This is a genomic window from Herbaspirillum sp. BH-1 (assembly GCF_002870055.1).
In the GTDB taxonomy this organism is placed as follows: Bacteria; Pseudomonadota; Gammaproteobacteria; order Burkholderiales; family Burkholderiaceae_D; genus Herbaspirillum; species Herbaspirillum frisingense.
Genome location: NZ_PKOI01000007.1, coordinates 156,804 through 181,142, shown reverse-complemented (window position 1 = coordinate 181,142; position 24,339 = coordinate 156,804). Strand labels below are relative to the sequence as shown.

Annotated in this window: 21 protein-coding genes; 14 read left to right on the top strand and 7 right to left on the bottom strand. The window is 64.2% G+C overall.

Annotated elements, in window-relative coordinates:
* Nucleotides 1–58: 58 nt before the first annotated feature.
* A complete protein-coding gene (locus HBH1_RS12060) occupies nucleotides 59–496 on the bottom strand; it encodes a surface-adhesin E family protein (protein WP_102662950.1) in 438 nt (145 codons plus the stop codon).
* A gap of 314 nt (nucleotides 497–810) precedes the next feature.
* Here HBH1_RS12060 and thrC point away from each other — a divergent pair, with 314 nt between their 5' ends.
* The 9 genes from thrC to HBH1_RS12015 all read left to right on the top strand — a co-directional run bounded on the left by thrC (nucleotide 811) and on the right by HBH1_RS12015 (nucleotide 9,755).
* Entirely contained in the window at nucleotides 811–2,271 is a 1,461-nt protein-coding gene (thrC, locus tag HBH1_RS12055; protein ID WP_102662949.1) for a threonine synthase, read from the top strand.
* Between the two features lie 221 nt (nucleotides 2,272–2,492).
* A complete protein-coding gene (glp, locus tag HBH1_RS12050; protein WP_233207592.1) occupies nucleotides 2,493–3,713 on the top strand; it encodes a molybdopterin molybdotransferase MoeA in 1,221 nt (406 codons plus the stop codon).
* Between the two features lie 21 nt (nucleotides 3,714–3,734).
* Entirely contained in the window at nucleotides 3,735–3,992 is a 258-nt protein-coding gene (gene moaD, locus HBH1_RS12045) for a molybdopterin converting factor subunit 1 (protein ID WP_006462622.1), read from the top strand.
* A gap of 1 nt (nucleotide 3,993) precedes the next feature.
* A complete protein-coding gene (locus tag HBH1_RS12040; protein ID WP_102662947.1) occupies nucleotides 3,994–4,638 on the top strand; it encodes a class I SAM-dependent methyltransferase in 645 nt (214 codons plus the stop codon).
* A gap of 133 nt (nucleotides 4,639–4,771) precedes the next feature.
* Nucleotides 4,772–6,142 carry a GntT/GntP/DsdX family permease gene (locus tag HBH1_RS12035; protein ID WP_102662946.1) on the top strand — a complete coding sequence of 457 codons (1,371 nt, stop codon included), beginning with the start codon at nucleotides 4,772–4,774 and terminating at the stop codon, nucleotides 6,140–6,142.
* Nucleotides 6,143–6,219: 77 nt separating this feature from the next.
* Nucleotides 6,220–6,672, top strand: coding sequence for a molybdopterin synthase catalytic subunit MoaE (gene moaE / locus HBH1_RS12030; protein ID WP_102662945.1), 453 nt, complete (start codon nucleotides 6,220–6,222; stop codon nucleotides 6,670–6,672).
* A 102-nt stretch (nucleotides 6,673–6,774) separates the two neighbouring features.
* Nucleotides 6,775–8,103: an Nramp family divalent metal transporter gene (locus HBH1_RS12025; protein WP_102662944.1), complete on the top strand. Its 1,329-nt coding sequence runs from the start codon at nucleotides 6,775–6,777 to the stop codon at nucleotides 8,101–8,103.
* 74 nt (nucleotides 8,104–8,177) lie between these two features.
* Nucleotides 8,178–9,467, top strand: a complete 1,290-nt coding sequence (locus tag HBH1_RS12020) for a type II toxin-antitoxin system HipA family toxin (RefSeq protein ID WP_102662943.1) — start codon at nucleotides 8,178–8,180, stop codon at nucleotides 9,465–9,467.
* Nucleotides 9,468–9,755, top strand: coding sequence for a helix-turn-helix transcriptional regulator (locus tag HBH1_RS12015; protein ID WP_077237075.1), 288 nt, complete (start codon nucleotides 9,468–9,470; stop codon nucleotides 9,753–9,755). It begins immediately after the preceding gene.
* 53 nt (nucleotides 9,756–9,808) lie between these two features.
* Here the strand turns inward: HBH1_RS12015 and HBH1_RS12010 are convergent, their stop codons facing one another.
* From HBH1_RS12010 to HBH1_RS11995, 4 genes are all read right to left on the bottom strand, one after another.
* The gene (locus HBH1_RS12010; RefSeq protein ID WP_102662942.1) at nucleotides 9,809–10,783 is read right to left on the bottom strand and encodes an HlyD family secretion protein; all 975 of its coding nucleotides are present in this window, start codon (nucleotides 10,781–10,783) and stop codon (nucleotides 9,809–9,811) included.
* Between the two features lie 78 nt (nucleotides 10,784–10,861).
* Nucleotides 10,862–11,062, bottom strand: a complete 201-nt coding sequence (locus tag HBH1_RS12005; protein WP_077237077.1) for a DUF1656 domain-containing protein — start codon at nucleotides 11,060–11,062, stop codon at nucleotides 10,862–10,864.
* Nucleotides 11,052–13,277 (bottom strand): FUSC family protein, encoded by a 2,226-nt coding sequence (locus HBH1_RS12000; protein ID WP_102662941.1) that lies wholly within the window; start codon nucleotides 13,275–13,277, stop codon nucleotides 11,052–11,054. The genes HBH1_RS12005 and HBH1_RS12000 overlap by 11 nt, the downstream gene beginning before the upstream one ends.
* Nucleotides 13,274–14,755 (bottom strand): efflux transporter outer membrane subunit, encoded by a 1,482-nt coding sequence (locus HBH1_RS11995; RefSeq protein ID WP_102662940.1) that lies wholly within the window; start codon nucleotides 14,753–14,755, stop codon nucleotides 13,274–13,276. Before HBH1_RS11995 ends, HBH1_RS12000 begins: the two co-directional genes overlap by 4 nt.
* A gap of 188 nt (nucleotides 14,756–14,943) precedes the next feature.
* Between HBH1_RS11995 and HBH1_RS11990 the strand changes: the two genes are divergently transcribed.
* The 3 genes from HBH1_RS11990 (at nucleotide 14,944) to clpB (ending at nucleotide 19,019) form a co-directional block, all read left to right on the top strand.
* The gene (locus HBH1_RS11990) at nucleotides 14,944–15,909 is read left to right on the top strand and encodes a LysR family transcriptional regulator (RefSeq protein ID WP_102662939.1); all 966 of its coding nucleotides are present in this window, start codon (nucleotides 14,944–14,946) and stop codon (nucleotides 15,907–15,909) included.
* Between the two features lie 45 nt (nucleotides 15,910–15,954).
* Entirely contained in the window at nucleotides 15,955–16,329 is a 375-nt protein-coding gene (gene crcB, locus HBH1_RS11985; RefSeq protein WP_102663003.1) for a fluoride efflux transporter CrcB, read from the top strand.
* Nucleotides 16,330–16,433: 104 nt separating this feature from the next.
* Nucleotides 16,434–19,019 (top strand): ATP-dependent chaperone ClpB, encoded by a 2,586-nt coding sequence (clpB, locus tag HBH1_RS11980; RefSeq protein WP_102662938.1) that lies wholly within the window; start codon nucleotides 16,434–16,436, stop codon nucleotides 19,017–19,019.
* 170 nt (nucleotides 19,020–19,189) lie between these two features.
* On the opposite strand, the gene HBH1_RS24905 is transcribed toward clpB, so the two are convergent.
* Nucleotides 19,190–19,408: a hypothetical protein gene (locus HBH1_RS24905; RefSeq protein ID WP_146012849.1), complete on the bottom strand. Its 219-nt coding sequence runs from the start codon at nucleotides 19,406–19,408 to the stop codon at nucleotides 19,190–19,192.
* A gap of 95 nt (nucleotides 19,409–19,503) precedes the next feature.
* On the opposite strand from HBH1_RS24905, the gene HBH1_RS11975 reads away from it, so the two are divergent.
* On the top strand, nucleotides 19,504–21,252 hold the full coding sequence (locus HBH1_RS11975) for a diguanylate cyclase (RefSeq protein ID WP_102662937.1): 1,749 nt from the start codon (nucleotides 19,504–19,506) through the stop codon (nucleotides 21,250–21,252).
* Nucleotides 21,253–21,306: 54 nt separating this feature from the next.
* Complete coding sequence (gene rraA / locus HBH1_RS11970; protein ID WP_102662936.1) at nucleotides 21,307–21,798, top strand: ribonuclease E activity regulator RraA; 492 nt, start codon at nucleotides 21,307–21,309, stop codon at nucleotides 21,796–21,798.
* Between the two features lie 110 nt (nucleotides 21,799–21,908).
* Here the strand turns inward: rraA and HBH1_RS11965 are convergent, their stop codons facing one another.
* Nucleotides 21,909–24,140 (bottom strand): FUSC family membrane protein, encoded by a 2,232-nt coding sequence (locus tag HBH1_RS11965; RefSeq protein ID WP_102662935.1) that lies wholly within the window; start codon nucleotides 24,138–24,140, stop codon nucleotides 21,909–21,911.
* Nucleotides 24,141–24,339 lie beyond the last annotated feature (199 nt).

Here is a 24,339-nt window from a genome sequence, read left to right as displayed (position 1 = left end):
ATTTTTTTACGTCGGCTGGGCGGACCGCCGCGCCGGGCGATGGCCGTCCTGCTGTGTCCTACTTCGTCAGTTCGAAGCTGCACACCGCCTGCAGCATGGCGTCACCCACCGACATCGGCTTGGGCTTGACGAAGTCCATGCCCTTGAGCGCGTCCGAATGGTCACGCTTGTCGCCCTTGCCATCGTTCTCGGCAAAGATGATCTCGCGCACCAGCTTCATGGTGCCGGCCTTGCAGTTGTACTGGTGCAGGTCCTTGTAGGACTTCAGCGTCGGAAAGCTCTTGTCGCCATTGTTGGGACGCGCCTCCTTGAAGTTCCACAGCGACCAGGCCTCGCGCACGCCGCCGGACTCGACGATGGAGTCGGTATCGACCAGCAGTTCGGACTGGTCGGTGCCGCCCAGCGATTGCCAGTTCTCGGCGTGGGCCGGCAGACTCGCCAGGAGGGCCGCGAACAGGCCGGTCGTTGCGAGCAGGGTCTTGGTCTTGTGATTCATGCCGTTTTCCATCCTTGTTGAGTTTGAATAGGTCTTTGACGTCGCCAGCGTGCAAACATTCCGCCAATCCGGCGCTGCACACGAAGTGGCGCAGCATAGCCCGGCCATGGCCGGCTTTCAAGGGTGGTAACGTTTTATTTCAGCTTGGTGATGTTGCTGAGCAATAGTCGTGCGCGGCGCAGCTTTGCCCGGAGTGCGGCAGGGATTTCACGGTCTGGCCCCTGCTGCGCTTTTGTAGTGCGCCTTCTGGCCTTATAATCCAGGGCTTTCCTGCCAATTCATCCTCCAGCCGCCTGCCGGCGCTTCCTATCGACATGCAATACGTCTCCACTCGCGGTCACGCTGCAACTCCTTCCTTCTCCGAAATCCTGCTGGGCGGCCTGGCCCCGGACGGCGGCCTGTACCTGCCGGCGCAGTATCCGCAGGTGAGCGGCGCCGAGCTCGACCAGTGGCGCAAGCTGCCCTACGCCGACCTGGCCTTCGAGGTGCTGCGCAAGTTCGCCACCGATATCCCCGAAGCCGATCTCAAGGCGCTGGCGCACAAGACCTATACCGCCGACGTCTATCGCAACACCCGCGCCGGCGAGGATGCCGCCCAGATCACCCCGCTGCGCACGCTGGAAGAGCGCGACGGCAACAAGCTGGTACTGCAAAGCCTGTCCAACGGCCCCACGCTGGCCTTCAAGGACATGGCCATGCAACTGCTGGGCAACCTGTTCGAGTATGCCCTGGCCAAGCAGGGGGCCGAGCTCAATATCGTCGGCGCCACCTCCGGTGACACCGGCAGCGCCGCCGAATACGCCATGCGTGGCAAGAAGGGCATCCGCGTCTTCATGCTGTCCCCGCACAAGAAGATGAGCGCCTTCCAGACCGCGCAGATGTTCAGCCTGCAAGACCCCAACATCTTCAACCTGGCCGTCGAAGGCGTCTTCGACGACTGCCAGGACATCGTCAAGGCCATCTCCAATGATCTGGAATACAAGGCCGCCAAGAAGATCGGCACCGTCAATTCGATCAACTGGGCGCGCGTGGTGGCACAGGTGGTGTACTACTTCCGTGGCTACCTGGCCGCGACCACCAGCAACGAACAGAAGGTCTCCTTCACCGTCCCCTCGGGCAACTTCGGCAATATCTGCGCCGGCCACATCGCCCGCATGATGGGCCTGCCCATCGACAAGCTGGTGGTGGCCACCAACGAGAACGACGTGCTCGACGAGTTCTTCCGCACCGGCGTGTACCGCGTGCGCAAGTCCGCCGAGACCTATCACACCAGCAGCCCCAGCATGGACATCAGCAAGGCCTCCAACTTCGAGCGCTTCGTCTATGACCTGCTGGGTCGTGACAGCGCCCGCGTCAAGACCCTGTTCCACAAGGTCGAGACCGCCGGTGGCTTCGACCTGACCGGCAAGCCCGGCAGCGACGGCGATGAATTCGCCAGCGTGATCAAGTACGGTTTCGCCTCCGGCAAGTCGTCCCACGCCGACCGCCTGGACACCATCCGCTTTGCCGAAAAGACCTATGGCATCACGGTCGATACCCACACTGCCGACGGCATCAAGGTGGCGCGCGAAAACCTCACCCCGGGCGTGACCATGATCGTGCTGGAGACCGCCTTGCCGGCCAAGTTCAACGAGACCATCCGCGAAGCCCTGGGCCGCGACGCCGACCGTCCGGCCGGCTTCGAGAACATCGAGGCACTGCCGCAGCGCTTCGAGGTCATGCCGGCCGACGCCGCCCGTGTGAAGGCCTTCGTGGCCGAGCACACCGGCCTGTAAGCACCGTCGGTTCTGCCCGATCACGCCGTCCGCGCCATCGGCCCGGGCGGCGTTTTTCATGGGCCGCAGAGGGGCGGTGATTGCATTAGAATGTCGGGTCGCTGTGTTGACCGGAATTGACCAGAAAACAACGCAACTCCCGCATTCCATCCCTCAGGCCCGCCATGCAATCCACGCCCGCTCCCATTCCAGACTCCCCGGCCAAGCCCGCCCGCGCGCCCATGCAAAGTGTCGCCCAGGCGCTCGACACCCTGCTCGATGCGGCCGTGCCGGTCACCGGCAGCCAGACCATCGCCACCCTGGACGCCTGCGACCGCGTGCTGGCCGCCCCCGTGCAGGCCCACATCAACGTGCCTGGCATGGACAATTCACAGATGGACGGCTATGCCGTGCGCGCTGCCGATTGCGCCTCCGGCCAGGCGCGCCTGCGGGTGTCGCAGCGCATTCCCGCCGGTCACGTCGGCCAGCCGCTGGAAGCCGGCACGGCCGCCCGCATCTTCACCGGCGCCATGCTGCCCGAGGGCGCAGACGCCATCGTCATGCAGGAAGCCTGCGAGGTGGACGGTGAGCAGGTCGTGATCCGCCATGTGCCGACCAGCGGCGAATGGGTGCGCTATATCGGCGAAGACATCCGCCAGGGCAGCACCATCCTCGACGCCGGCACCCGTCTGCGTCCGCAGGAACTGGGGCTGGCGGCTTCGGTCGGCCAGGCCGAACTGGAGGTACTGCGCCGGGTACGGGTGGCGGTGTTCTTCACCGGCGACGAACTGACCATGCCCGGCGAGCCCCTCAAGCCCGGTGCCATCTACAACTCCAACCGCTTCCTCCTGCGTGGCCTGCTGCAAAAACTGGGTTGCGCCGTCAGCGACTACGGCATCGTTCCCGACAACCTGGCCGCCACCCGCCAGACCCTGCGCGAAGCCGCCCGTGAACATGACCTCATCATCACCAGCGGCGGTGTTTCCGTGGGCGAGGAAGACCACGTCAAGCCGGCCGTGGAAGCGGAAGGGCGCATCAACATGTGGCAGATCGCCATGAAACCCGGCAAGCCCCTGGCCTTCGGTCAGGTGCGGCGCGGAGAAGAGGGCGCGGGTGAAGCTTTCTTCATGGGCTTGCCCGGTAATCCTGTCTCTTCCTTCGTCACCTTCCTGCTGTTCGTACGACCTTTCCTGCTGCGTCTGCAGGGCCTGCCACGCGCTGCCGTGCTGCCGCAGCCAGTGAGCATGCGTGCTGACTTCGACTGGCCCCGCGCCGACCGCCGCCAGGAATTCCTGCGCGTGCGCCGCAATGTCCAGGGCGGACTGGATCTCTTCCCCAGCCAGGGCTCGGCCGTGCTGACCTCGACCGCCTGGGCCGACGGCCTGATCGACAACCCGCCCGGACAGACCATCGCCGCCGGTGACATGGTGCAGTTCCTGGCCTTCGATCATCTGCTCAACTGAACCACCAAGGAATTTCCCTTCATGAAAATCGAACTCCGTTTCTTCGCCAGCGTGCGCGAAGCCCTGCAGACCTCGCAGGAAATCATCGAGCTGCCGGACAGCGTCAAGACCGTCGGCGACGTGCGCGCCTTCCTGATGGGGCGGGGCGGCATCTGGGCCGAGGTGCTGGGGCCGGAAAAGAATCTGCGCATGGCCTATGACCATGACATGACCGAGGCCGATACCGAGATTGCCGAGGGCGGCGAAGTGGCCTTCTTCCCGCCGGTCACCGGTGGCTGACATGGGCACCCGTCGGGATCCCTCGGTCGGCACGATTGCGCACTACAGCAGCAATGCTCAGAGCTTTCGCGAAGGCACCTGGGATCATGACGTCAGCCAGAACATGGCGGCCTTGCTGGAGGCCTTGCGGACCAGAGCCGGCCAGGCCGGGCAGGGACCCTTCACGATTCTGGACTTCGGCTGTGGCCCGGGACGCGACCTGATCGAATTCACCCGGCGCGGCCATGTCGCCGTCGGGCTGGACGGCACGGCCGAGTTTGTCGAGATGGCGCGTGCGGCCAGTGGCTGCGAGGTCTGGCACCAGGACTTCCTGCAGCTGGACCTGCCGCCGCAACGCTTCGACGGCATCTTCGCCAATGCCTCGCTGTTCCATGTGCCTTCGGCTGCACTGCCGAGCGTGCTCTCCCGATTGCACGCCAGCCTCAAGCCGGGCGGCATCCTCTTCAGTTCCAATCCCCGCGGGGAAGACCTGGAAGGCTGGAGCGGTCCGCGCTATGGCGTCTGGCACAGCCTGGAGGGCTGGCGCCGTTACCTGCTGCCAGCAGGATTCGTTGAATTGCGGCATTATTACCGCCCTGACGGTTTGCCGCGTGAGCAGCAGCCGTGGTTGGCCAGCGTCTGGCAAAAGACGGAAGACCCGCGTTAAGCGGGCAAGCCCACAACATTCGGAATCCGGATTCTTTGGGAGGAGACCAGTCATGCGCCAAACATGCCTGCGGAGAGATGTAGAAGACATCGTCCATCGATGCGCATTCATCCACACCTAAGAAGGAACCATCTTGATTTCGACCCATCTGGCCGCCTGGGCGGCCCAGGACACGCAGTTGCTGCTGGTCACGCTGGCGGCATTGATCGCCATCGTGGTGCTGATCAGCTTCCTGTCCATCGCACCCTTCCTGTCCATCCTCATCGGCACCTTCATCGCCGGCATCGGTGCCGGCCTGCCGCTGGAAGACATCGCCAAGGCCTTCAGCAAGGGCGCTGGCAGCCTGTTGGGCGAGGCCGGCATCATTATCGCCCTGGGCGCCATGCTGGGCGCGCTCATGGCCGAGTCCGGCGCGGCCGACCGCATCGTCAATACCCTGCTGCGCTATGCGCGCGGCAGCATCATTCCCTGGATGATGGCGCTGGTGGCCCTGGTGGTCGGCCTGCCGCTGTTCTTCGAGGTCGGGCTGGTGATGATGGCGCCGATCATCTTCGTCATGGCACGCCGTTCGCAGTTGCCCATCATGCGTGTGGCCATTCCCGCGCTGGCCGGCATGACCACGCTGCACGCGCTCTTGCCACCGCACCCCGGCCCCTTGATTGCCGTGTCGGCCCTGCATGCCGATCTCGGTACCACCATGCTGCTGGGCTTCATTGTCGCCATTCCGGCGGTCATCATTGCTGGCCCGCTGTATGGCAACTTCCTGGCACCGCGCCTGAACCTGGCCGAACCGGACCAGATCGGCAAGCTCTTCAGTGCCCGTGAAGGGCAGTCGCAGCCGGGCTTCGTCGCCTCGCTGGTGACCATCCTGCTGCCGGTGGCGCTGATGCTGGGCCGTACCGTGGCGCGCATCTGGGTCACGCCCAAGACCGAGTTGTTTGAGATGCTCAACTTCTTCGGCGAACCCATCATCGCCCTGACCGTCACGGTGCTGTTTGCCGTGGTGGTGCTGGGCTGGGGCCAGGGCAGCAGCCGCTTCGAGGTGGGTGCCACGCTGCGCCGCGCCTTGCCGCCCATCGCCGGCCTGTTGCTGACCATCGGCGCTGGTGGCGGCCTCAAGCAGACCCTGCTGGCCGCCGGCATCAGCGACACCATCACCAAGATCGCCACCGGCACCCACATGCCGCTGATCCTCCTGGCCTGGATCATCGCCGTGGCACTGCGCCAGGCCACCGGTTCGGCCACCGTCGCCACGACCGCCACCGCCGGCATCGTCGCGCCTCTGGTGGCGGGTCTGTCGGCGACCCACAATTCGCTGATGGCCCTGGCCATCGGTGCCGGTTCGGTGTTCTTCTGCCACGTCAATGACGCCGGCTTCTGGATGGTCAAGGAATACTTCGGCCTGAACCTCAAGCAGACCCTGGCGACCTGGTCGGTGATCCAGACCCTGGTCTCGGTGATCGGCCTGGGCATGACGCTGCTGCTGTGGGGGCTGATCGTCTGATCGTCTGATCCACGTGTGCTCGCGGGCAGGGCTGCGCTGGTAGAATCGCAGCCCTGCCTTTCACTTTCCGTCCAGCCATGCCTGTCCGCGTCCAGACCGCCGATTTCGATCTCTCCGCTGAAGTGGCGCAACTGCGCCTGTCCAATCCCCGCGTAGGGGCGGTGGTGAGCTTCGTGGGCACGGTGCGCGATCTCAACGAGGGCGCGGCCGTCTCGGCCATGGAGCTGGAACACTATCCGGTCATGACCGAGCGCGCCCTGGAGCAGATCGTGGAACAGGCCAAGGCGCGCTGGCCCATCTTCGATGCGCTGGTGATCCATCGCATCGGGCCCATGCAGCCGCTGGAGCAGATCGTGCTGGTGGCCGTCACCTCGCCCCATCGCGGCGAAGCCTTCTCAGCCTGCGAATTCATCATGGATTACCTCAAGACCCAGGCGCCGTTCTGGAAGAAGGAACAGACGCCGGACGGCGCCCGCTGGGTCGATGCACGAGAGAGCGACGACACGGCACTGAGCAAGTGGAAACAATAAGGCGTCCTGCCTCGGGAGCTTGATCCCGGTGCCGGCCGCCAAGGGCGATCACAGGGGGAAACCGTCTTGCCACTGAAGTTTCAAATTCCACGTTTACCACGCATGCCGCGCATTCCCGGTCTGCCGACCACGGCGACCGCGCCATTCTGCCCGTCCGAAGTGGCGGGCTCGGTGGCTGTGCCGGCCGGTGCCTCGGTCTGGCAAAAGCTGCGCATCTACGTCGGCCCGGGCCTGCTGGTGTCGATCGGCTACATGGACCCGGGCAACTGGGCCACGTCCATCCAGGCCGGTTCGCAGTTCGGCTACCAGCTGCTGTTCGTGGTGATGCTCTCCAGCCTGGCCGCCATCGTGCTGCAATGCCTGTGCGCGCGCCTGGGCATCGCCACCGGCAAGGATCTGGCGGTGCATTCACGCGAACATTACCCGCCCGCCGTGGGCAAGGGCATGTGGGTGCTGGCCGAACTCTCCATCATCGCCTGCGACCTGGCCGAAGTGCTGGGCTGCGCGCTGGCCTTCAACCTGCTGCTGGGCGTATCGCTGCCGGTGGGCGTGCTGCTGACCGCGCTCGATACCCTGATCGTGCTGGGACTGAAGGGCAGGGGATTCCGCCAGGTGGAGGCCATCATCCTCGGACTGGTCATCACGATCGCCGCCTGCCTGCTGGGACAACTGGCCTTCGTCAAGGCCGACTGGCATGAGGTGATGCAAGGCTTCGTTCCCTCGCTGCAGGCCATCTCCAGCCGCGAGCCGCTGTATCTGGCCATCGGCATCATCGGCGCCACCGTGATGCCGCACAATCTCTACCTGCATTCTTCCATCGTGCAGACCCGCAGCGTGCGGCGCGATCCGGCCTCCCTGCTGGAGGCGGTGCGCTACACCCGGGTCGATACCACGATTTCGCTGCTGATCGCCATGGTCATCAACGCCACCATCCTGATCCTGGCCGCCACCGCCTTCCACAAGAGCGGCAATACCCAGGTCGCCGAGCTGGATGAGGCCTACCATCTGCTGGACCCCATCACCGGCTCGGCCATGGCGGCCATCCTGTTCGGCGTGGGCCTGTTCGCGTCCGGCCAGAGCTCGACCTTCACCGGCACCATCGCCGGCCAGGTCATCATGGAAGGCTTCCTGAAGCTGAAGATTCCCTGCTGGCAGCGCCGCGTCATCACCCGCGCCCTGGCGCTGGTGCCGGCGCTGATCGGCGTGCTTACCCTGGGGCCGCATTCGGTGGGCAAGCTGCTGGTGGCCAGCCAGGTGGTGCTGTCGCTGCAATTGCCCTTTGCCATGTATCCGCTGATCCGCCTGACCAGCCGAGCCGACCTGATGGGCGAGCTGGTCAACCGCTGGTGGGTCAGTGCCACGGCGTGGCTGCTGTTCGTGGCGATCTCGGCGGCCAACGTTTGGTTGGTGTGGCAGGTGTTTGCCACCTGAATACGGCTTTTTGCACATCAAACTATCATGTTTGTCCTGGATTTTATGGATATTGATGATAGTATGATGTGTATATGAAGACTTCCTGCACCCTGCAACTACATATCGACGGCACCTGGCGCGACGCGGCCGCGTTGTCCCTGACCGGCCCGGTAGAGCAGGGCATGGCGGCCTCGTCCTTCCTGGCCTATGAGGCGGCGCATGTGGTGGACTACCAGGATAGGCGCGATGCGGCTGCGGTGTCGGTCAATGTGCCGGTGAGCTTCGACGCTTTGCAAGAAAGCCGGTGGCCGGCTTTTCTGATCGATCTGTTGCCGCAGGGCTATGGTCGTGGCGAATTGCTGCGCCAGCTTGGCCTGGACGAGCGCGCCGAGGCCAGTGCCGACTGGCCGCTGCTCTGCGCCGGGGCTGGCAATCCCATCGGGAACATGCGCGTGCTCGAAGCCTGGCAATGGGCCCAGCAACGCAGCGGGCCGCTGTTGCGCGGATTCGGCATCGATGAAATCGCCGCGCGTTCGGAAGACTTCAGCGAATACCTGGCCCAACACGGATTGTTCCTGGCCGGTTCCTCAGGGGTGCAGGGGGAATGGCCGAAGATTCTGTTGACGCGCGCGCGCGACGGCCTGTTCTACCTTGACCACGCCTTGCCCGATGAACTGGCCGAACGCCACTACATCGTCAAGTTCGGGCGTGGCCCCGATCCTGATCTGGCCAACATCCTGCGACTGGAAGCCCCTTACATGCAGTTGGCCGCCAGCCTCGGCCTGAAGGTCCACGAGGCGCTGGAACTGCATGGCAAGGCCTTGTTCATCCCGCGTTTCGACCGGGAGCTGCGCCACGGCCGGGTGGTGCGTCATGCGCAGGAAAGCATCGCCTCGCTATGCGGGGTCACCGGCTTTGCCGCGACCCCGTCGCACAATGCCGCCTGTGCCCGGCTGGGCCAGGTCGCCACCGATCCAATGGGGGAGGTCATCGAATACCTCAAGCGCGACATCGCCAACATCGTCTTGCGCAACCGCGACAACCATGCCCGCAACACTGCCATCCGGCGCGACGCGCAGGGGCAGATCGGGCTCACGCCGCTGTTCGACTTCGCGCCCATGTGGTTGCATCCGGATGGCATCGCCCGCCGCATGCGCTGGGAGCACGATGACGGCGGTTCGCCGCAGTGGGCCAGCGCGATCGCGCAGGCCTGCGACGCGGCCCGACTGGAGGCAGCACCGGTGCGGGCGGCTGTGCGCGAGATGGCACAGCCGCTGGCGGGACTGCTGGAGCGCGCCCGCGATCTGCGCATCGACGCACAATTCCTCGACCCATTGACCACCACGCTGGCCCAGGTCCGTACCCAGCTGGAGGCGCTTTGAATGGACAAGCGTTTCAAGCCGCTCACTGCCATCGAGCAATTGGAAGAACGGCGTGCGCTGTTCGACGAACTGGCCGCCGATCCGACCCTGCCCATTCCCGCCGTGATCCGCAAGATCCGCACCACCTTGCGCCTGACCATTGCCGAATACGCCAAGCTGTGCGGCGTATCTGCCCGCACCTTGCAGGATATCGAACGCGGTGAGTCCAGCCCCACGCTGGCCACCGCCGACAAGCTGCTCAAGCCGGTCGGCATGAGCGTGGGTGCGGTGGCGCGCAAGCGCACATGAAAAAGGCGGCCTGATTGTGCATCAAGGCCGCCTTCCCGCTATCTCAGGCTGGTTCAGTTGCGCGCTGCCGTCTGCGACTTGCCGCTCCCCGGCTCCAAGACCACCGTGCAAGTCAGCCCCGAGGCCAGCAGTACATGTTCCGGCACCTTGTCGAGCTGGATGCGCACCGGGATGCGCTGCGCCAGCCGCACCCAGTTGAAGGTCGGGTTCACATCGGCGGTCAGTTCGCGGCTTTGCGGATTGTCGCGGTCGTAGATGCCGCGAGCGATGCTGTCGACGTGGCCTTCCAGGGTGGCGCCGTTGATCAGCTGGATCTTGGCGCGGTCACCGATGGACAGCAGCGGCAGCTTGGTTTCCTCGAAATAGGCATAGACCCAGAAGGAGTGGCTGTCGATCAGCGCGATCTTGGCCGCGCCGGCAGCCGCATAGTCGCCGCGACGCACGGCCAGGTTGGTCACATAGCCATCCACCGGGGAGAACACCTTGGTGCGCTCCAGGTTCAGCCTGGCCGTATCGCGCTGTGACAGGGCCGCCTGGTATTGCGCCTGGGCGCCTTGCAGTTGGGCCTGGGCGGCTTCCACCTGGGCTTGCGAGGCGGTGACCTGGCTGCCGGCATCTTCGCGGGCTTCCCGCGACACCACCAGCGCATCTACGTCGGCCCGGCGGCGGGCCTGGGCGCGGCGCATGGCCAGGTCGGCGCGGCGTGCCTCGACCTCGGCACGGCGCACATCCAGATCTGCCTTGCGCGCGGTGACGGCGGCCTCGGCCTGTTGCAGCGCCAGCGTGTAGCGGGCCGGGTCGATTTCCATCAGCAGGTCGCCCTTCTTGACCAGCTGGTTGTCACGCACCGGCAGGGCCACCACCTGGCCGGAGACGTCCGGCGCGACGTTGACCACTTCGGCGCGCACCCGGCCGTCGCGGGTCCAGGGGGAATGCATGTAGTGCTGCCACAGGCTCCAGGCGAGCAGGATGGCCAAGAGGAAAATGGCCGAAGTGACGAGGACGCGGAAAATCGATTTGACCGACATGGTGAACTACTCCTGATTGTTTCTTTATCTTTTCTGAAGTGATGGGTTTGGCGCAGAAGGCGGTAAAGCCGATGTCCGCTAGCGATACACGAACAGCCCCAGTAAGGCCGCCAGGCAGACGAACAGGCTCACGCGGAACAGCGCCGGGTGCCAGGTCAGTTCGTAGAAGCCCAGCCGCACCAGGACGCGGTCCGCGGCCATGGCCAGGACGGCGGCCAGCACGGCCAGCAGCAGGACCGTTGGAATGTAGGCGTCGAAGAAGGAAATCTCACGTGGCATGGCGTTCTCCGGAAGCGGGGTTGGCACCGGCGCGCATGGTATGCAGCGGCGATTGCTGATCGAGCAGGGCGGTGCGGATGAAGTGCAGGTAACTCAGGGTGCGTTGCAGGCGATGACGTTCGCTGCGTTCGCGGTAATGCGGGCCGATGGCGGTCTGGACTTCGACGATGGTGGCGTCATTGGCGTCCAGCGCCGTCTGCAGGGTCGCCGCCGACGGCCGGGCGAACAGGGCCGGGATGGCTTCACGCAGGCGGTTCAGTGCGGCATAGGCGGAGGGCGGCAGCAGGTCCGGGGTTTCGGTGCGGATGCCGTGCAGTTCGGTACGCAGTTCGATGATGGCGTGGCCCACTTCCAGGGTGGCGAACATCCAGCCCAGCGCCTTCTGGCGCAGGACCGGGCGACTGCTGGTGAGGATCGTGATCTGGTGCATCAGGTCGCGGGTGCCGCTTTCGAACTTCAGCGCCAGGCGGCCCAGCTTGCCGAAACAGGCGTCCACCACCTGCTTGCGCAATTGCTTTTCCAGCACGCGCACGGTCCAGTCGGTGGTCGGCGGCAGCAGCAGCATGAAGGCCACGGCCGTCACCAGCAAGGACACCACCAGCGCCACCGATTCGTTCAGGTAGCCGGCCGCGTTGAAGTGGGCGAAGTTGTCCGGTACCGCCAGGAAGGGAAAGAAGATGCAGATACCCAGGCCGTAACCTGCCCATTTGGGTTTCGTGGTCAGCCAGACGGCCAGCATCAGTACCGGCATGAGCGCGCTGGCCAGCATCCAGTAGCCATCCAGGCGCGGCAGGATGTGGAAGGTGTAGACATAGCCGGCCACGGCGGCGAAGAGCACGCCGATGGCGACCGTGCGCGTGGCCTTGGCCGGGTCGGGGGCGGCCGAGGTGATGGCGCAGAAAGCCGCCGCGTTGAGCACGGCCACGTCGCCGCTGGGCCAGCCACTGGCGATCCAGAACCCGGCCAGGCACAGCATCACGATGGCGGCGCGGGCACCGGCGATCAATGCCGTGGTCATGCTGGTCTTGGGGGCATAGGAATGCTCCCATTGCTCGCGCTCGTGGTGGCGCTGGTTCAGCGAGGCATAGGTCAGGGTGTAGGCATGCAGTTCTTCGACCACGCGGTACAGAAGTTCAGATGCCGTATCGAAATCCAGCATGGCGCTGTCGCTGTCGCACTGTTCGGCCAGCGTGCCACGGGTCGCGCGCACGCGGCGCGGCAGCTCGCGCTTGAAGGCGTCCAGCTTGAGGGCGGCGTCGGCGGCATCCACTGCACTCATCACCGGTTCGCCGCTGGCGCGGGTCAGCAAGGGCTGCACCTCGCGGAAATAGGGCGAGATGGCGGCGATGACCACTTGCGCATCGGGCGCGGGATTGGCGTGCAGCCGGTTCATCAGCTGGTGCAGCGCGTGGACGCGGGTGGACAGTGCCATGAATTCACTGTTCATGCGGCTCAGGCGGCCGCTGCGCAGGCGCACTTCCGGGTCTTCGAAGATGGCCGAGCTGCGCATGGCTTCCAGGCCGATGATGTCGCCCACGAAGCGGGCATTGGTGGCTTCCAGCTGCTTGCGGTCGTTGCTGCCGCCCAGGGTAGCGCTGATCAGGTCGACGAAGGCGGTAAAGCGGCCACGGATGATGCGCACCAGGCCCGGTGCGCTGGCCTGCGGAAACACCAGCGCACTGACCAGGCCCACGCAGACGATGCCGACCATGATCTCGGACACCCGTGTCATCACAGAATCGAAGGTAATGGCCGGATGCAGTGCGGCCGGCAGCCCGATCAGCGCCACCGTATAGCCGGACAGCACGAAGCCGTACGAGCGGAAGTTGCGATTGTGCGCCGAGCCCACCGTGCACAGGCCGATCCACAGGGCCGAGGCCAGCAGGAACAGTTCCGGCGTCTGCGCGAACAGACCCACGAAGACCACCACGGCGGCTGAGCCGACCAGGGTGCCGATGACCCGGTAGAAGCTCTTGGCCAGGATCATCCCGCTTTGCGGCTGCATGACGATGAAGACCGTGATCAGCGCCGAGCGCGGCGACTCCAGGTCCAGCCCGTAGCCGATGCCCAGCGCCAGCAGGCCAGCGAAGACCATCTTGAACACATAGACCCAGGTTGGGGCATCACTGCGCCACCAGTCGCGGGCAGCCTCGTGCAGTTGCGCCTTGAGCGACAGGGCGGGTGTGGTGGGCGTGGGTGTGCCGGGGGTGCTCATTGCGCGGCCACCTGCTCATCAGGCTCAGTGCCATTGTCCATGCCACCGCCCAGCGCAGTCTGCAGCGCCGCATAGGCTGCCAGGCGCTGGGCCTGCAATTGCTGCACGATCTGCTGCTGGCGCAGCCATTGGGTCTGGGTGTGCAGGATGTTGAGGTAATCGGTCAGGCCGCGCTGGTAGGCACGGGTGGCGATATCCACGTTCTTTTGCGCGGCTTGCACCGATTGCTGTGCCTGCTCCTGCTGGCGGGCCACCGATTGCAATGTCACCACCTGGTCGGAAATACCCTTCAGGGCTAGTGAGAGCAGGGCGTTGTAGTGCTCCACCTCGATGTCATAGCCGGCGCTGGCCGCACCCAGTTGGCCACGCAGGCGGCCACCCTCGAAGATGGGCAGGGAGATGGCCGGGCCGTAGGTGGTCTGGAGATTGGGGGCGGACAGGAAGGAGAACAAGCCGCCACCGGCGGCGGCCGGGCCGATGCCGGCCAGCAGGTTGATGTTGGGGTAGAAGGCGGCCTTGGCCACGGCGATGCCCTTGCCGGCGGCCTCCACGCGCCAGCGGGCGGCGCTGATGTCCGGGCGGCGGCCCACCAGGTCGGCCGGCAGTGCGCTGGGCAGGCCGATGGCGGCCTGCAGCTGCAGGGTGGGGCGGGTGATGCCGTCGGCGGCACCGGGGCCTGCGCCCAGCAGGGCGGCCAGCTGGTTGCGGATCAGAGCGATGCTCTCTTGCAGGGCTTCGATCTGGCGCCGGGTTTCCGGCAGCGGGGCTTCGGCCTGGGTGATCTCAAGCTGGGTGCCGAGGCCACCCTTGAAACGACGATGGGCCAGGTCGAGGATCTTCTGTTCTTCCTTCAGCATGGCTTCGGTGTTGTCCAGCAGGCCGTATTGCAGCGCCAACTGCACATAGGTACGCACCACATTGCCTTCCAGATCGAGCTGGGCGGCGCGGGCGTCGGCCGCCACGGCATGCATTTCGTCCTCGGCACGCAGGGTGGCGTTCTTGTTGCGATCCCAGAGGTCGACGTTATAGGACAGGCCCAGGGTGGCGGTGTTGTTCCAGGTCAGCTTGTCGCGGAAGGTGGCGCCGTAATAGACGTTATCGGACCAGTCCTTGCGGCCGACCGCCACATCCAGCTGGGCGCTGGGCAGCTCGCCGGCGTGGGTGGCCACGGCCAGCGAGCGCGCCTGGCGCACGCGGGCGGCGGCCACCGCCATGCTGGGGTTGCCGGCCACGGCGCGGCTGACCAGTTGGTCCAGCTGCGCATCGCCATAGACCTGCCACCAGGCGCGTTGCGGCCAGCCGGCCTCGCTGCCGGCCTGGCGGATGGCCTGGCCGGCGTCCAGCACGGCGACGTCGCGCACGTGTGCTTGCGGCTGGATGCCGCCCTGATCGGCGCAACCGGCCAGGGCCGCTGCGATTGTCAGCGCCAGTGCAACGACCTTCAGGTCTGGCAGCTTGGGGATGGCGATATGTGTCATGGGATTGCCCGGAATTATGCAAATATCAGAAGTTATGTATTGTATTTTGTAATTATTTCCAAAAAAATCCGCTATTCAGCAATTCTTTATCTCGTATTTGGCAATAATGATTGCTCCGTTTTGGGTAACAATGCTGTCATCCGGTGTTGTGCCTGCTGGCGCGACACCTGTCTATTGATAGGAACAAGATGGATACCCTGCAAAACATGCGCGTCTTCGCGCGCGTGGTCGAGGCCGGCAGCTTTACGCAGGCGGCCCAGCAGATGGCCCTGACCACCGCCCATGTCTCCCGCGCCGTGGCCGATCTGGAGCGCCATCTGCGCACCCGCCTGTTGAACCGCACCACGCGTCGCATTGCCCTGACCGAGGCGGGCGAGCGCTATCTGCTGCGTTGTCAGCAGATCATGGCATACGTTGACGAAGCTGAGGCAGAAGCCGGCGCGGCCTATGTCCGCCCCTCGGGCCGGCTGCGCATCCACGCCATGACCAGTTTCGGCCAGCGCTACGTGATTCCCTCCATCTCCGGTTACCAGAAGCGCTATCCGGACGTGGCGGTGGAGCTGACGCTGGCCCAACGCATACCCGACATGCTGGAAGAGGGTTATGACGTCTCCCTGGTGCTGGCGCGGGAGTTGCCCGATTCCGGCCTGATCTACCGACAGCTGGGGACCACCTTCAGCATGCTGTGCGCCTCGCCAGCATACCTGGACAAGTACGGCGCGCCCCAGCAGCCGGCGGACCTGCTCAATCACGTCTGCCTGCAACTGGTGAGCCCGATCTCGCCGCTGGACGAATGGGTCCTGGAAGGACCGGACGGCGGCGCCGTCATAGCGGTCAAGAGCAATTTCCAGGTGAATGTGGCCGAAGCCATGCTTACCGCGATTCGCGAAGGCATGGGCATCGGCGTGCTGCCCATCTATTCGGCGGTGGACGCCTTGCGTACCGGCAGCATCGTGCGCGTGCTGCCACAGCACCGCCTGCAGAACATGGGCGTGTATGCGTTGTATCCTTCGCGCCAGTACCTGGATGCCAAGATCAGCACCTGGGTAGACTGGATGCATGTGACCGTCGACAAGACCCTGGAAGAAGACCATCAGGCGCTGGAGCGCCTGGGCAGCCTGCGGGAAGAAATGCAGGGGCTGGGGACGCGCTGACACTGGAAACGACAAGGCCCGATGGGGCAGGCAAGGGGAACGATGATGGGATGGCTGGCAGTGGGACTCGGAGCGACGCTGGGCGCCTGGCTGCGCTGGCGCATCTCGGTGGTGTGGAATATCTCCGGCCACTTCGTGCCGCTGGGCACGCTGGCGGCCAATTGGCTCGGCGCCTACGTGATCGGTTTCCTGGTGGCCTATTTCGAGCAGCATCCCGGCTTGTCGCCCGAATGGCGCCTGTTCGCGGTGACCGGCTTCCTGGGTGGCCTGACCACCTTTTCCACGTTTTCCGCCGAGGCCATGATCCTCTTGCAGCGGGGCGATTACCTGTGGGCCATCGGCCATTCGGCGCTGCACCTGCTGGGCTCCATCGTGCTGTGTGTTGCCGGGTTTGCAAGCTACCGGGCATTGGCGGGCTGACGATGATCAGCGAACTGATGCAGATCAAAACAGGCGGCATGATCATTGCTTGAAAATCAAAGCGCAGGCCCAACTTTCATCTCATTGAAAAATTGGAGCGAACCATGCGTCTCGACAAACTCACCACAAAATTGCAGGAAGCGCTGGCCGATGCGCAATCCCAGGCAGTCGGCCACGACAATCAATACATCGAACCCGTTCACCTGATCCTGGCCTTGCTGGGCCAGGATGACGGCGGCGCACGCTCGCTGCTGCAGCGTGCCGGGGTCAACGTGAACGGCCTGAATACCGCCTTGCAGGCGGCCGTCAAGCGCCTGCCGCAAGTCTCCGGCAACGGCGGCGAAGTGCAGGTCGGACGCGAACTGGTGGCCCTGCTGAACCTGGCCGACAAGGAAGCGCAAAAGCATGGCGACCAGTTCGTCGCCAGCGAAATGGTGCTGCTGGGCCTGGCCGACGACAAGTCCGACGCCGGTCGCGCCGCCCGTGAAAACGGCCTCACCCGCAAGTCGCTGGAAGCGGCCATCCAGGCCGTGCGCGGCGGCGCTTCGGTGTCCTCGCAGCAGGACGAAGGCCAGCGTGAAGCCCTCAAGAAATACACCCTGGACCTGACCGAGCGTGCCCGTGCCGGCAAGCTTGATCCGGTGATCGGCCGCGACGACGAAATCCGCCGCGCCATCCAGGTGCTGCAACGGCGCAGCAAGAACAACCCCGTACTCATCGGCGAACCGGGCGTGGGCAAGACCGCCATCGTCGAAGGCCTGGCCCAGCGCATCGTCAACGGCGAAGTGCCGGACAGCCTGAAGTCCAAGCGCGTGCTGTCGCTGGACATGGCGGCCCTGCTGGCTGGTGCCAAGTATCGCGGTGAATTTGAGGAGCGCCTGAAGGCGGTCTTGAAGGAAATCGCCCAGGATGAAGGCCAGACCATCGTCTTCATCGATGAGCTGCACACCATGGTGGGCGCCGGCAAGGCCGAAGGCGCCATGGATGCCGGCAACATGTTGAAGCCGGCCCTGGCACGTGGCGAGCTGCATTGCGTGGGTGCCACCACGCTGGATGAGTACCGCCAGTACATCGAGAAGGACGCCGCCCTGGAGCGCCGCTTCCAGAAGATCCTGGTGGATGAGCCCAGCGTGGAAGCCACCATTGCCATCCTGCGCGGGCTGCAGGAAAAGTACGAGGTGCACCATGGCGTCGATATCACCGACCCGGCCATCGTGGCTGCGGCCGAGCTGTCGCACCGCTATATCACCGACCGCTTCCTGCCGGACAAGGCCATCGACCTGATCGACGAGGCCGCCTCCAAGATCAAGATCGAAATCGATTCCAAGCCGGAAGTGATGGACAAGCTCGACCGTCGCCTGATCCAGCTGAAGATCGAGCGCGAAGCCGTCAAGCGTGAAAAGGACGAGGCTTCGCAGAAGCGCCTGCAACTGATCGAGGAAGAAATCGAAAAGCTGGAGCGCGAGTACGCCGACCTGGAAGAAATCTGGAAGGCCGAGAAGTCGACCGCCCAGGGTGGTCAGCAGTTGAAGGAAGAAATCGAGAAGGTGCGCCTGCAGATGGAAGAGGCCACCCGCAAGAGTGACTGGCAGAAGGTCTCGGAGCTGAAGTACGGCAAGCTGGCCGAGCTGGAAGCTGCGCTGGAGGTGCAGAACAAGAAGGACGCGGCCGGTGCCACCACCGAGAAGCCCAAGCTGGTGCGCACCCAGGTGGGCGCCGAGGAAATTGCCGAGATCGTGGCCCGCGCCACCGGTATCCCGGTGTCGCGCATGATGCAGGGCGAACGCGAAAAACTGCTGCACATGGAAGACGTGCTGCATGAACGCGTGGTGGGCCAGGAAGAAGCCATCGTGGCCGTTTCCGACGCCATCCGCCGCTCGCGTGCCGGCCTGGGAGATCCCAGCAAGCCTTACGGTTCCTTCATGTTCCTGGGCCCCACCGGCGTGGGCAAGACCGAGCTGTGCAAGGCGCTGGCGTCCTACCTGTTCGATACCGAGGAGGCGATGATCCGCATCGACATGAGCGAGTTCATGGAGAAGCATTCCGTGGCCCGTCTGATCGGCGCGCCGCCGGGTTATGTCGGCTATGAAGAAGGCGGCTACCTGACCGAGGCGGTGCGGCGCAAGCCCTACAGCGTGATCCTGCTCGACGAAATCGAGAAGGCGCACCCGGATGTCTTCAACGTGCTGTTGCAGGTGCTGGACGACGGTCGCATGACCGATGGCCAGGGCCGTACCGTGGACTTCAAGAACACTGTGATCGTGATGACCTCCAACCTGGGTTCGCACCGTATCCAGAGCATGGAAGACAGCGACCCGGCGCTGGTGAAGCTGGCCGTGATGGCCGAGGTGCGCACGCACTTCCGTCCGGAGTTCATCAACCGGGTGGACGAGATCGTGGTCTTCCACGCGCTGGACGCCAAGAACATCGGCGCCATCGCCAAGATCCAGTTGCGCATCCTGGAGCAGCGCCTGGCCAAGCTGGAAATCGGACTGCAGATCAGCGAAGCCGGCCTGCAGAAGATCGCCGAAGCCGGTTTCGATCCGGTCTATGGTGCTCGGCCGCTCAAGCGCGCCATCCAGCAGGAGATCGAGAATCCGCTGTCCAAGGAAATCCTGGCCGGCAGGTTCGGTCCCAAGGACGTGGTGCATGTGGATGTGGAGAACGGCCAACTGGCGTTCAGCAAGTAACTGCCCGGGAGCAAGGGTGGCAGGGAGGCAGGCGGTAGGGCGCCGATCTGCCGTCGGGTCGACCGGAGCAGGAAGTGGTCCGAAGCATAAAAGGCGGCGAGAACATGTTTTCATGTCTTGCCGCTTTTTTATGCATCCGGGCGGGCGATTTGATTCACTTCATCGGCACGCTACTGCACATCCGTTCCCGAAAGTTGTAATACATTTAATTTAGTTGGTGCTTTTGCTACACTCCACGTCCAGCGCGCTTCCTGGGCGGATCGGCCACCGCTTTTTCTTTCGCCGCATTGCAAAAAACGCTCACCAAGACGGCGCAAAATGTGATATTTACCTTCATCAAGGGGAGTGCGCCACACGACAAAAACAGGTGCGCCATCGATCGAGGCCACGGCCTCATCTGCAATCGCCGGGAAGGGTTTTGCTTGCCCGGCAGCAAGGAATTCATGGTCATATCGGGAACACGCGGTCAAGGCAGCAAGAGCACATGGGGGCGATTCTGAAGCAATCGTCTCTGCAGCGGCTATTCATCCTGCCGTTTATTTTCCTCATGGTCTGCCTGGTGCTGACCATCGGCTGGTTCCTGTATCGCGCCGGCGACGATGCCACCGAGGTGCTGGCACGCAATGCCTTGACCGAAGTGATGGGTCGGGTCTCCCAGGGCATCGACCGCCAGACCATGGGCGCACGCGAAAGCCTGAACGTGGTGGCACCCGCGCCGGTGCCGCCGGCGGAGGCGGGCCAGCAGCCGGCGACGCTGCCGTTTCCCAAGACCCGCAAGGAGCTCGAAGAGCGGCTCTGGCTGGCCAATTCGCTGTTCGACGACCCCAGCTACGTCTATTTCGGTGGGGTTGACGGCAGCTTCCTGGGCATCAAGCAGGAGCAGATCAACGTCTTCATGTACAGCGTGCGCGAGCCGGGCGAGAAGAACTACGTCTATTACCTGCGCGGCCCCGGCACCGAGATGAAGCTCGCCGCCGTGCAGGACTACGAACCGCGCAAGCGGCCCTGGTATGTGCAGGCGGTCCAGCAGGGGCGCGAGACCTGGTCGCCGGTGTATGCCGATTACCGCCGGCCCAATGTGGTGGGCATCAACCTGTCCAAGCCCATCTTCGATACCGATGGCACGCTTTTGGGCGTGGCCAACAGCAGCATTGGCCTGCAGCAGCTGTCCACCCTGTTGCGCCAGCTTCCCTTGAGCCCGCATGGCGCGGCCTTCGTGACCGAGCTCAAGGGTGACATCGTGGCCACCTCGCTGGACGAGTCGATCTACCAGTCCAACGACCAGGGCTCGGACCTGTTGCGCCTGAATGCCGGACACAGCAAGTCGCCGCTGGTGCAGCAGGCCTTCGAGGAAGTGCGGCGCTACCTGAGCATCCACAACCCGGAGCCGGGAAAGCTGGTGCTGCTGGGTTCGCGCAGCGAGGGCAGCAAGATCGAAGTGGCCTTCCGCCTGCACCATGACCAGGCCGGGCTGGACTGGCTGGCCATCAGCGCTGCGCCGCGCTCGGACTTCCTGGGTTCGGTCACCAGCGGCGTCTACCAGACCCTGCTGCTGGGCCTGCTGGCAGTGTGCCTGACCTTCGTGATCGGTTTCCTGCTGCTGCGCTGGGTGCTGCGCGACATCCGCAAGCTCACGCTGGCGGCCAAGAGCATCGGCAATGGCAGCCCGTTCCCCGCGCTCAACATCGATCGCAACGACGAGATCGGCCAGCTGGCGCTGAGTTTCGTGGAAATGGAGCGCAACCTGCGCACTGACCGCCTCACCAATGTGTTGAACCGTGATTCCCTGATCGCGCAGATCGACTTCCGTCGCCGCAACAGCTCCGAAGCCAATCCGCTGCACTTCGCCTTGCTCTTCATCGACCTCGACCGCTTCAAGGCCGTCAACGACGAGTATGGCCACGACGAAGGCGACAAGGTCTTGATCGCCATTGCCGAACGACTGCAGCACAGCTTGCGGCATGATGATTCGGTGGCGCGTTTCGGCGGCGACGAATTCGTGGTCTACCTGCATGGCGTGACCGACATCGAAGTGGCCCGCAGCATCGCCGACAAGATCCGCCACGCCGTCAACAAGCCCATCGAGGGGCGTGATGGGCAGCAGTACACGGTGGATGCGTCGGTGGGCGTATCGCTCTATCCGGTCGATGGCCTGGATGTGGAGACCTTGCTGCGGGTGGCCGATTCTCGTATGTTCGATCAGAAGCGCCTGCACCGCATCCTGTCGGTATAGGTCCGTCCCCGAGGCCATCCCGGCCCCGCCCATTCAGACCATGAGGAGACCTTGATGTCCTTTGCCACCTGCGACCTGTGCGATGCCAATGAAGACAAGCTGGCCAGCGGTACCCTGCACGTACTGCCTCCCATCTTTGCCTCCTTCGGGCGCAGGCAGACCTTCAGCGGTCCGGCCAGGACCCTGAAGGTGTTCGAGGACAACGTGCTGGTCCGCGCCACGCTGGAGACGCCGGGCAATGGCCAGGTGCTGGTGGTCGATGGCGGTGGCAGCCTGCGCTGCGCACTGGTGGGTGGCAACCTGGCGCAACTGGCACAGGACAATGGCTGGACTGGCATCCTGGTCAATGGTTGTGTGCGCGACGCGGCTGAACTCAATGCCTGCGACGTCGGCATCCGCGCCCTGGCCACCCACCCCCAGCGCAGCTTCCGCAAGGGGGCAGGGGATGCCGACATCAAGGTTGGCATCGCCGGCGTAGCGGTCCATCCGGGCGACTGGATCTATGCCGACGTGGACGGCGTGCTGGTGGCGCGTACGCCGCTCTGAACAGACTCATCCAGACGCTTCCTCCTCCCGCCGTACAGAGACACTACCTGGACAAAAGCCCGCAGATGCGGGCTTTTGTCTTGTGCGCGACCTGGATGACGTTCAGGGCGTCAGTCCGGTACCTTGCGCAATTCCTTGTCGATGGCCGCCGTCTGCGCCACGATTTCCTTGAGGTCCTGATTGAGCTGGTGACTGCGGCGACGCAGGTTGGCCCAGCCCGACCAGGCGCTCGCTTCGGCCGGGATGGGTGCCGGCGTGACCGGACCTATCAGCTCGATCTTGCCGGACAGGGCCTTGTCTTCCGGTGCTTCCGGCGAGACCACCACGGCGCCGCCGCGTTTTCTCGGCTTGGGCGCCAGCAGGCGCTGCGCTTCGGCCAGGTGTTCGCTGGCCTCCAGGTAGGTGTCTTCGATGAGCTTGCTGATGGCGGCCTGCGGCAGATGTTCCTGCTGGCGCCGCAGCATCAGGCGCAGCGCCGCGATATGCGCCGCCACCAGGTAGTTCTGCACGATGAAGCGGTTCAGTTCACGCACCGCCCGTTGCTTGGTGGCCGGCTCGTCCATCATGCGCACCAGCGCCGAGATCAGGGCCGCCAGGCTGTCCATGAAGCCCTTGCGACAGACCCGATAGAAGAAATCGTCCTGCACCTTCCCTTCGAGCATGTCGCGGCTGGCGGTCAGGTAGCGCTGGCTGGCCTTGAGCACGTTGCGCAGCAGCTTGGGCAGGTCGCGGTATTCCCAGGCCGGCAGCACATAGGAGAACACGGTGGCGATGAGCACGCCGATGATGGTGTCGATCAGGCGTTCGCCGATCACGCCCTGGTGGCCGGCCGGCACCAGCAGGTTCAGCAGCATCAGGATCTGTACCGAGGCGGCGATGGCGGTATAGCGATACTTGATGTAGGTGAAAGCCGGTGCCGCCACGCTGGCCGCGAACAGCACCGCCAGCTGGCCCAGCGGATTGTGGACGAAGCGCAGGATCAGCATGGTGATCAGGCAGCCAATGACGGTGCCGATCAGGCGGTCCGCCATGCGTTGCTTGGTGGCGCTGAAGTTGGGTTTGAGGATGATGACGATGGTCAGCACGATCCAGTAGCCGTGCGACATGTAGGGCAGGTGGCTGGCGATCCAAAGGCCCGTGGTCACGGCCAGTGCGACCCGGATGGCGAAGCGGAAGATCGGCGACTGCCAGCGCAGGTTCACCAGCAGCATGTTGAACTTGAACTTCTGCTGGGTCAGGAAGGGGGTCATGTCCGAGCCCGGCAGGATGGGCAGCGGGTCCACCGGATTGCGGGTGGCCTGGTGCACCTGGCCGATCAGTTCGATGATGTCGCGGATCTTGTTGTAGGTCACGCGCAGGATGGTCAGGGCTTCTTCGGAGGCTTGCCGGGGGCCGGGCAGGGCCAGCTCCTGCATCTCGAACTGCACCGCGCGCAGCTCGGCCTTGTAGTTCACGCTCGGCTCGGAGGCCTTCTTGCGGGTGACCGCGTAGGCGATCGATTCGATGTCCTGGGCGGCCTTGGTGGCCAGGTCGCGCAGGAAGACCATGACATCGCTGTCGCCGAAGTGCTGGCGCAGGAAGGCGTAGTCGGCGTGGGTGGAGAGCACCTGCTCATAGAGCTCCAGCATGGACAGGTGCACCTGCACCAGCAGGCCATCCTGCTTGGTATGCAAGTCCCGCAGGATTAGGTCGCGCGAGGCCTGCTGCTTGTCGGCCACCACGATCTGCTGGCGCACCAGCTGGTTGAACTGGCCCGCCAGGTCATGCTTGACGTCGTAGAAGTCGGCCTTGATGCGCAGGTAGCGTGCCAGTTCGAACAGCGCCTCGGCCAGCACCTGCTGCTTGATGCGGCGGCGCAGGAACCACGACACCGTCATCGAATAGGCCAGGTAGCCCAGCCCGCCGCCCAGGAACAGCACGGCGTGCAGGAAAGCGTCCGAGATCGGCACCTGGTTTTCCATCGACAGGGTCATCACCATGAGCGCGGCGAACTGCAGCGGCATGGTCTTCTTGCCATAGACCACCATCATGCTGGCGAAGAAGCTCACCACCACCATCATCGCGCTGACCAGCCAGGGCACCGGGGCGCACAGGCTGATGATCAGCATCACCACCGTACAGAGCAGCACGCCGGCCAGCATTTCGTTGAACTTGTGGCGCAGCGGGCTGGGCAGGTCCATCAGGCTGGTACACAGCGCACCCAGGAAGACCGTCATGGTGGTGGGCATGTCGGCCACGTTGAACACCAGCAGGGTCAGGCCGACCACCCCGATCGCGATCCGCACACCCGTATAGAAATAATGACTGAAGAGGAAGGTGCGAATGTCCAGGGCGTAGTGCATGTAGACAGGGCGGCGTGATATCGCCGTTTCATGAGTTAGGTGCTTATTCTCTGCCTTCTTGTTTGTTTAAACAACCAGAGAGGACAGGTGCGGGTGATGTGGATATGAACGATGAGGACGCAAGAGGTTTCACATTGCCCCGTTTTTACGATACGAAATCTTCATTTCGCAATATGAAAAGTGCGGGTGCGCTGCATCA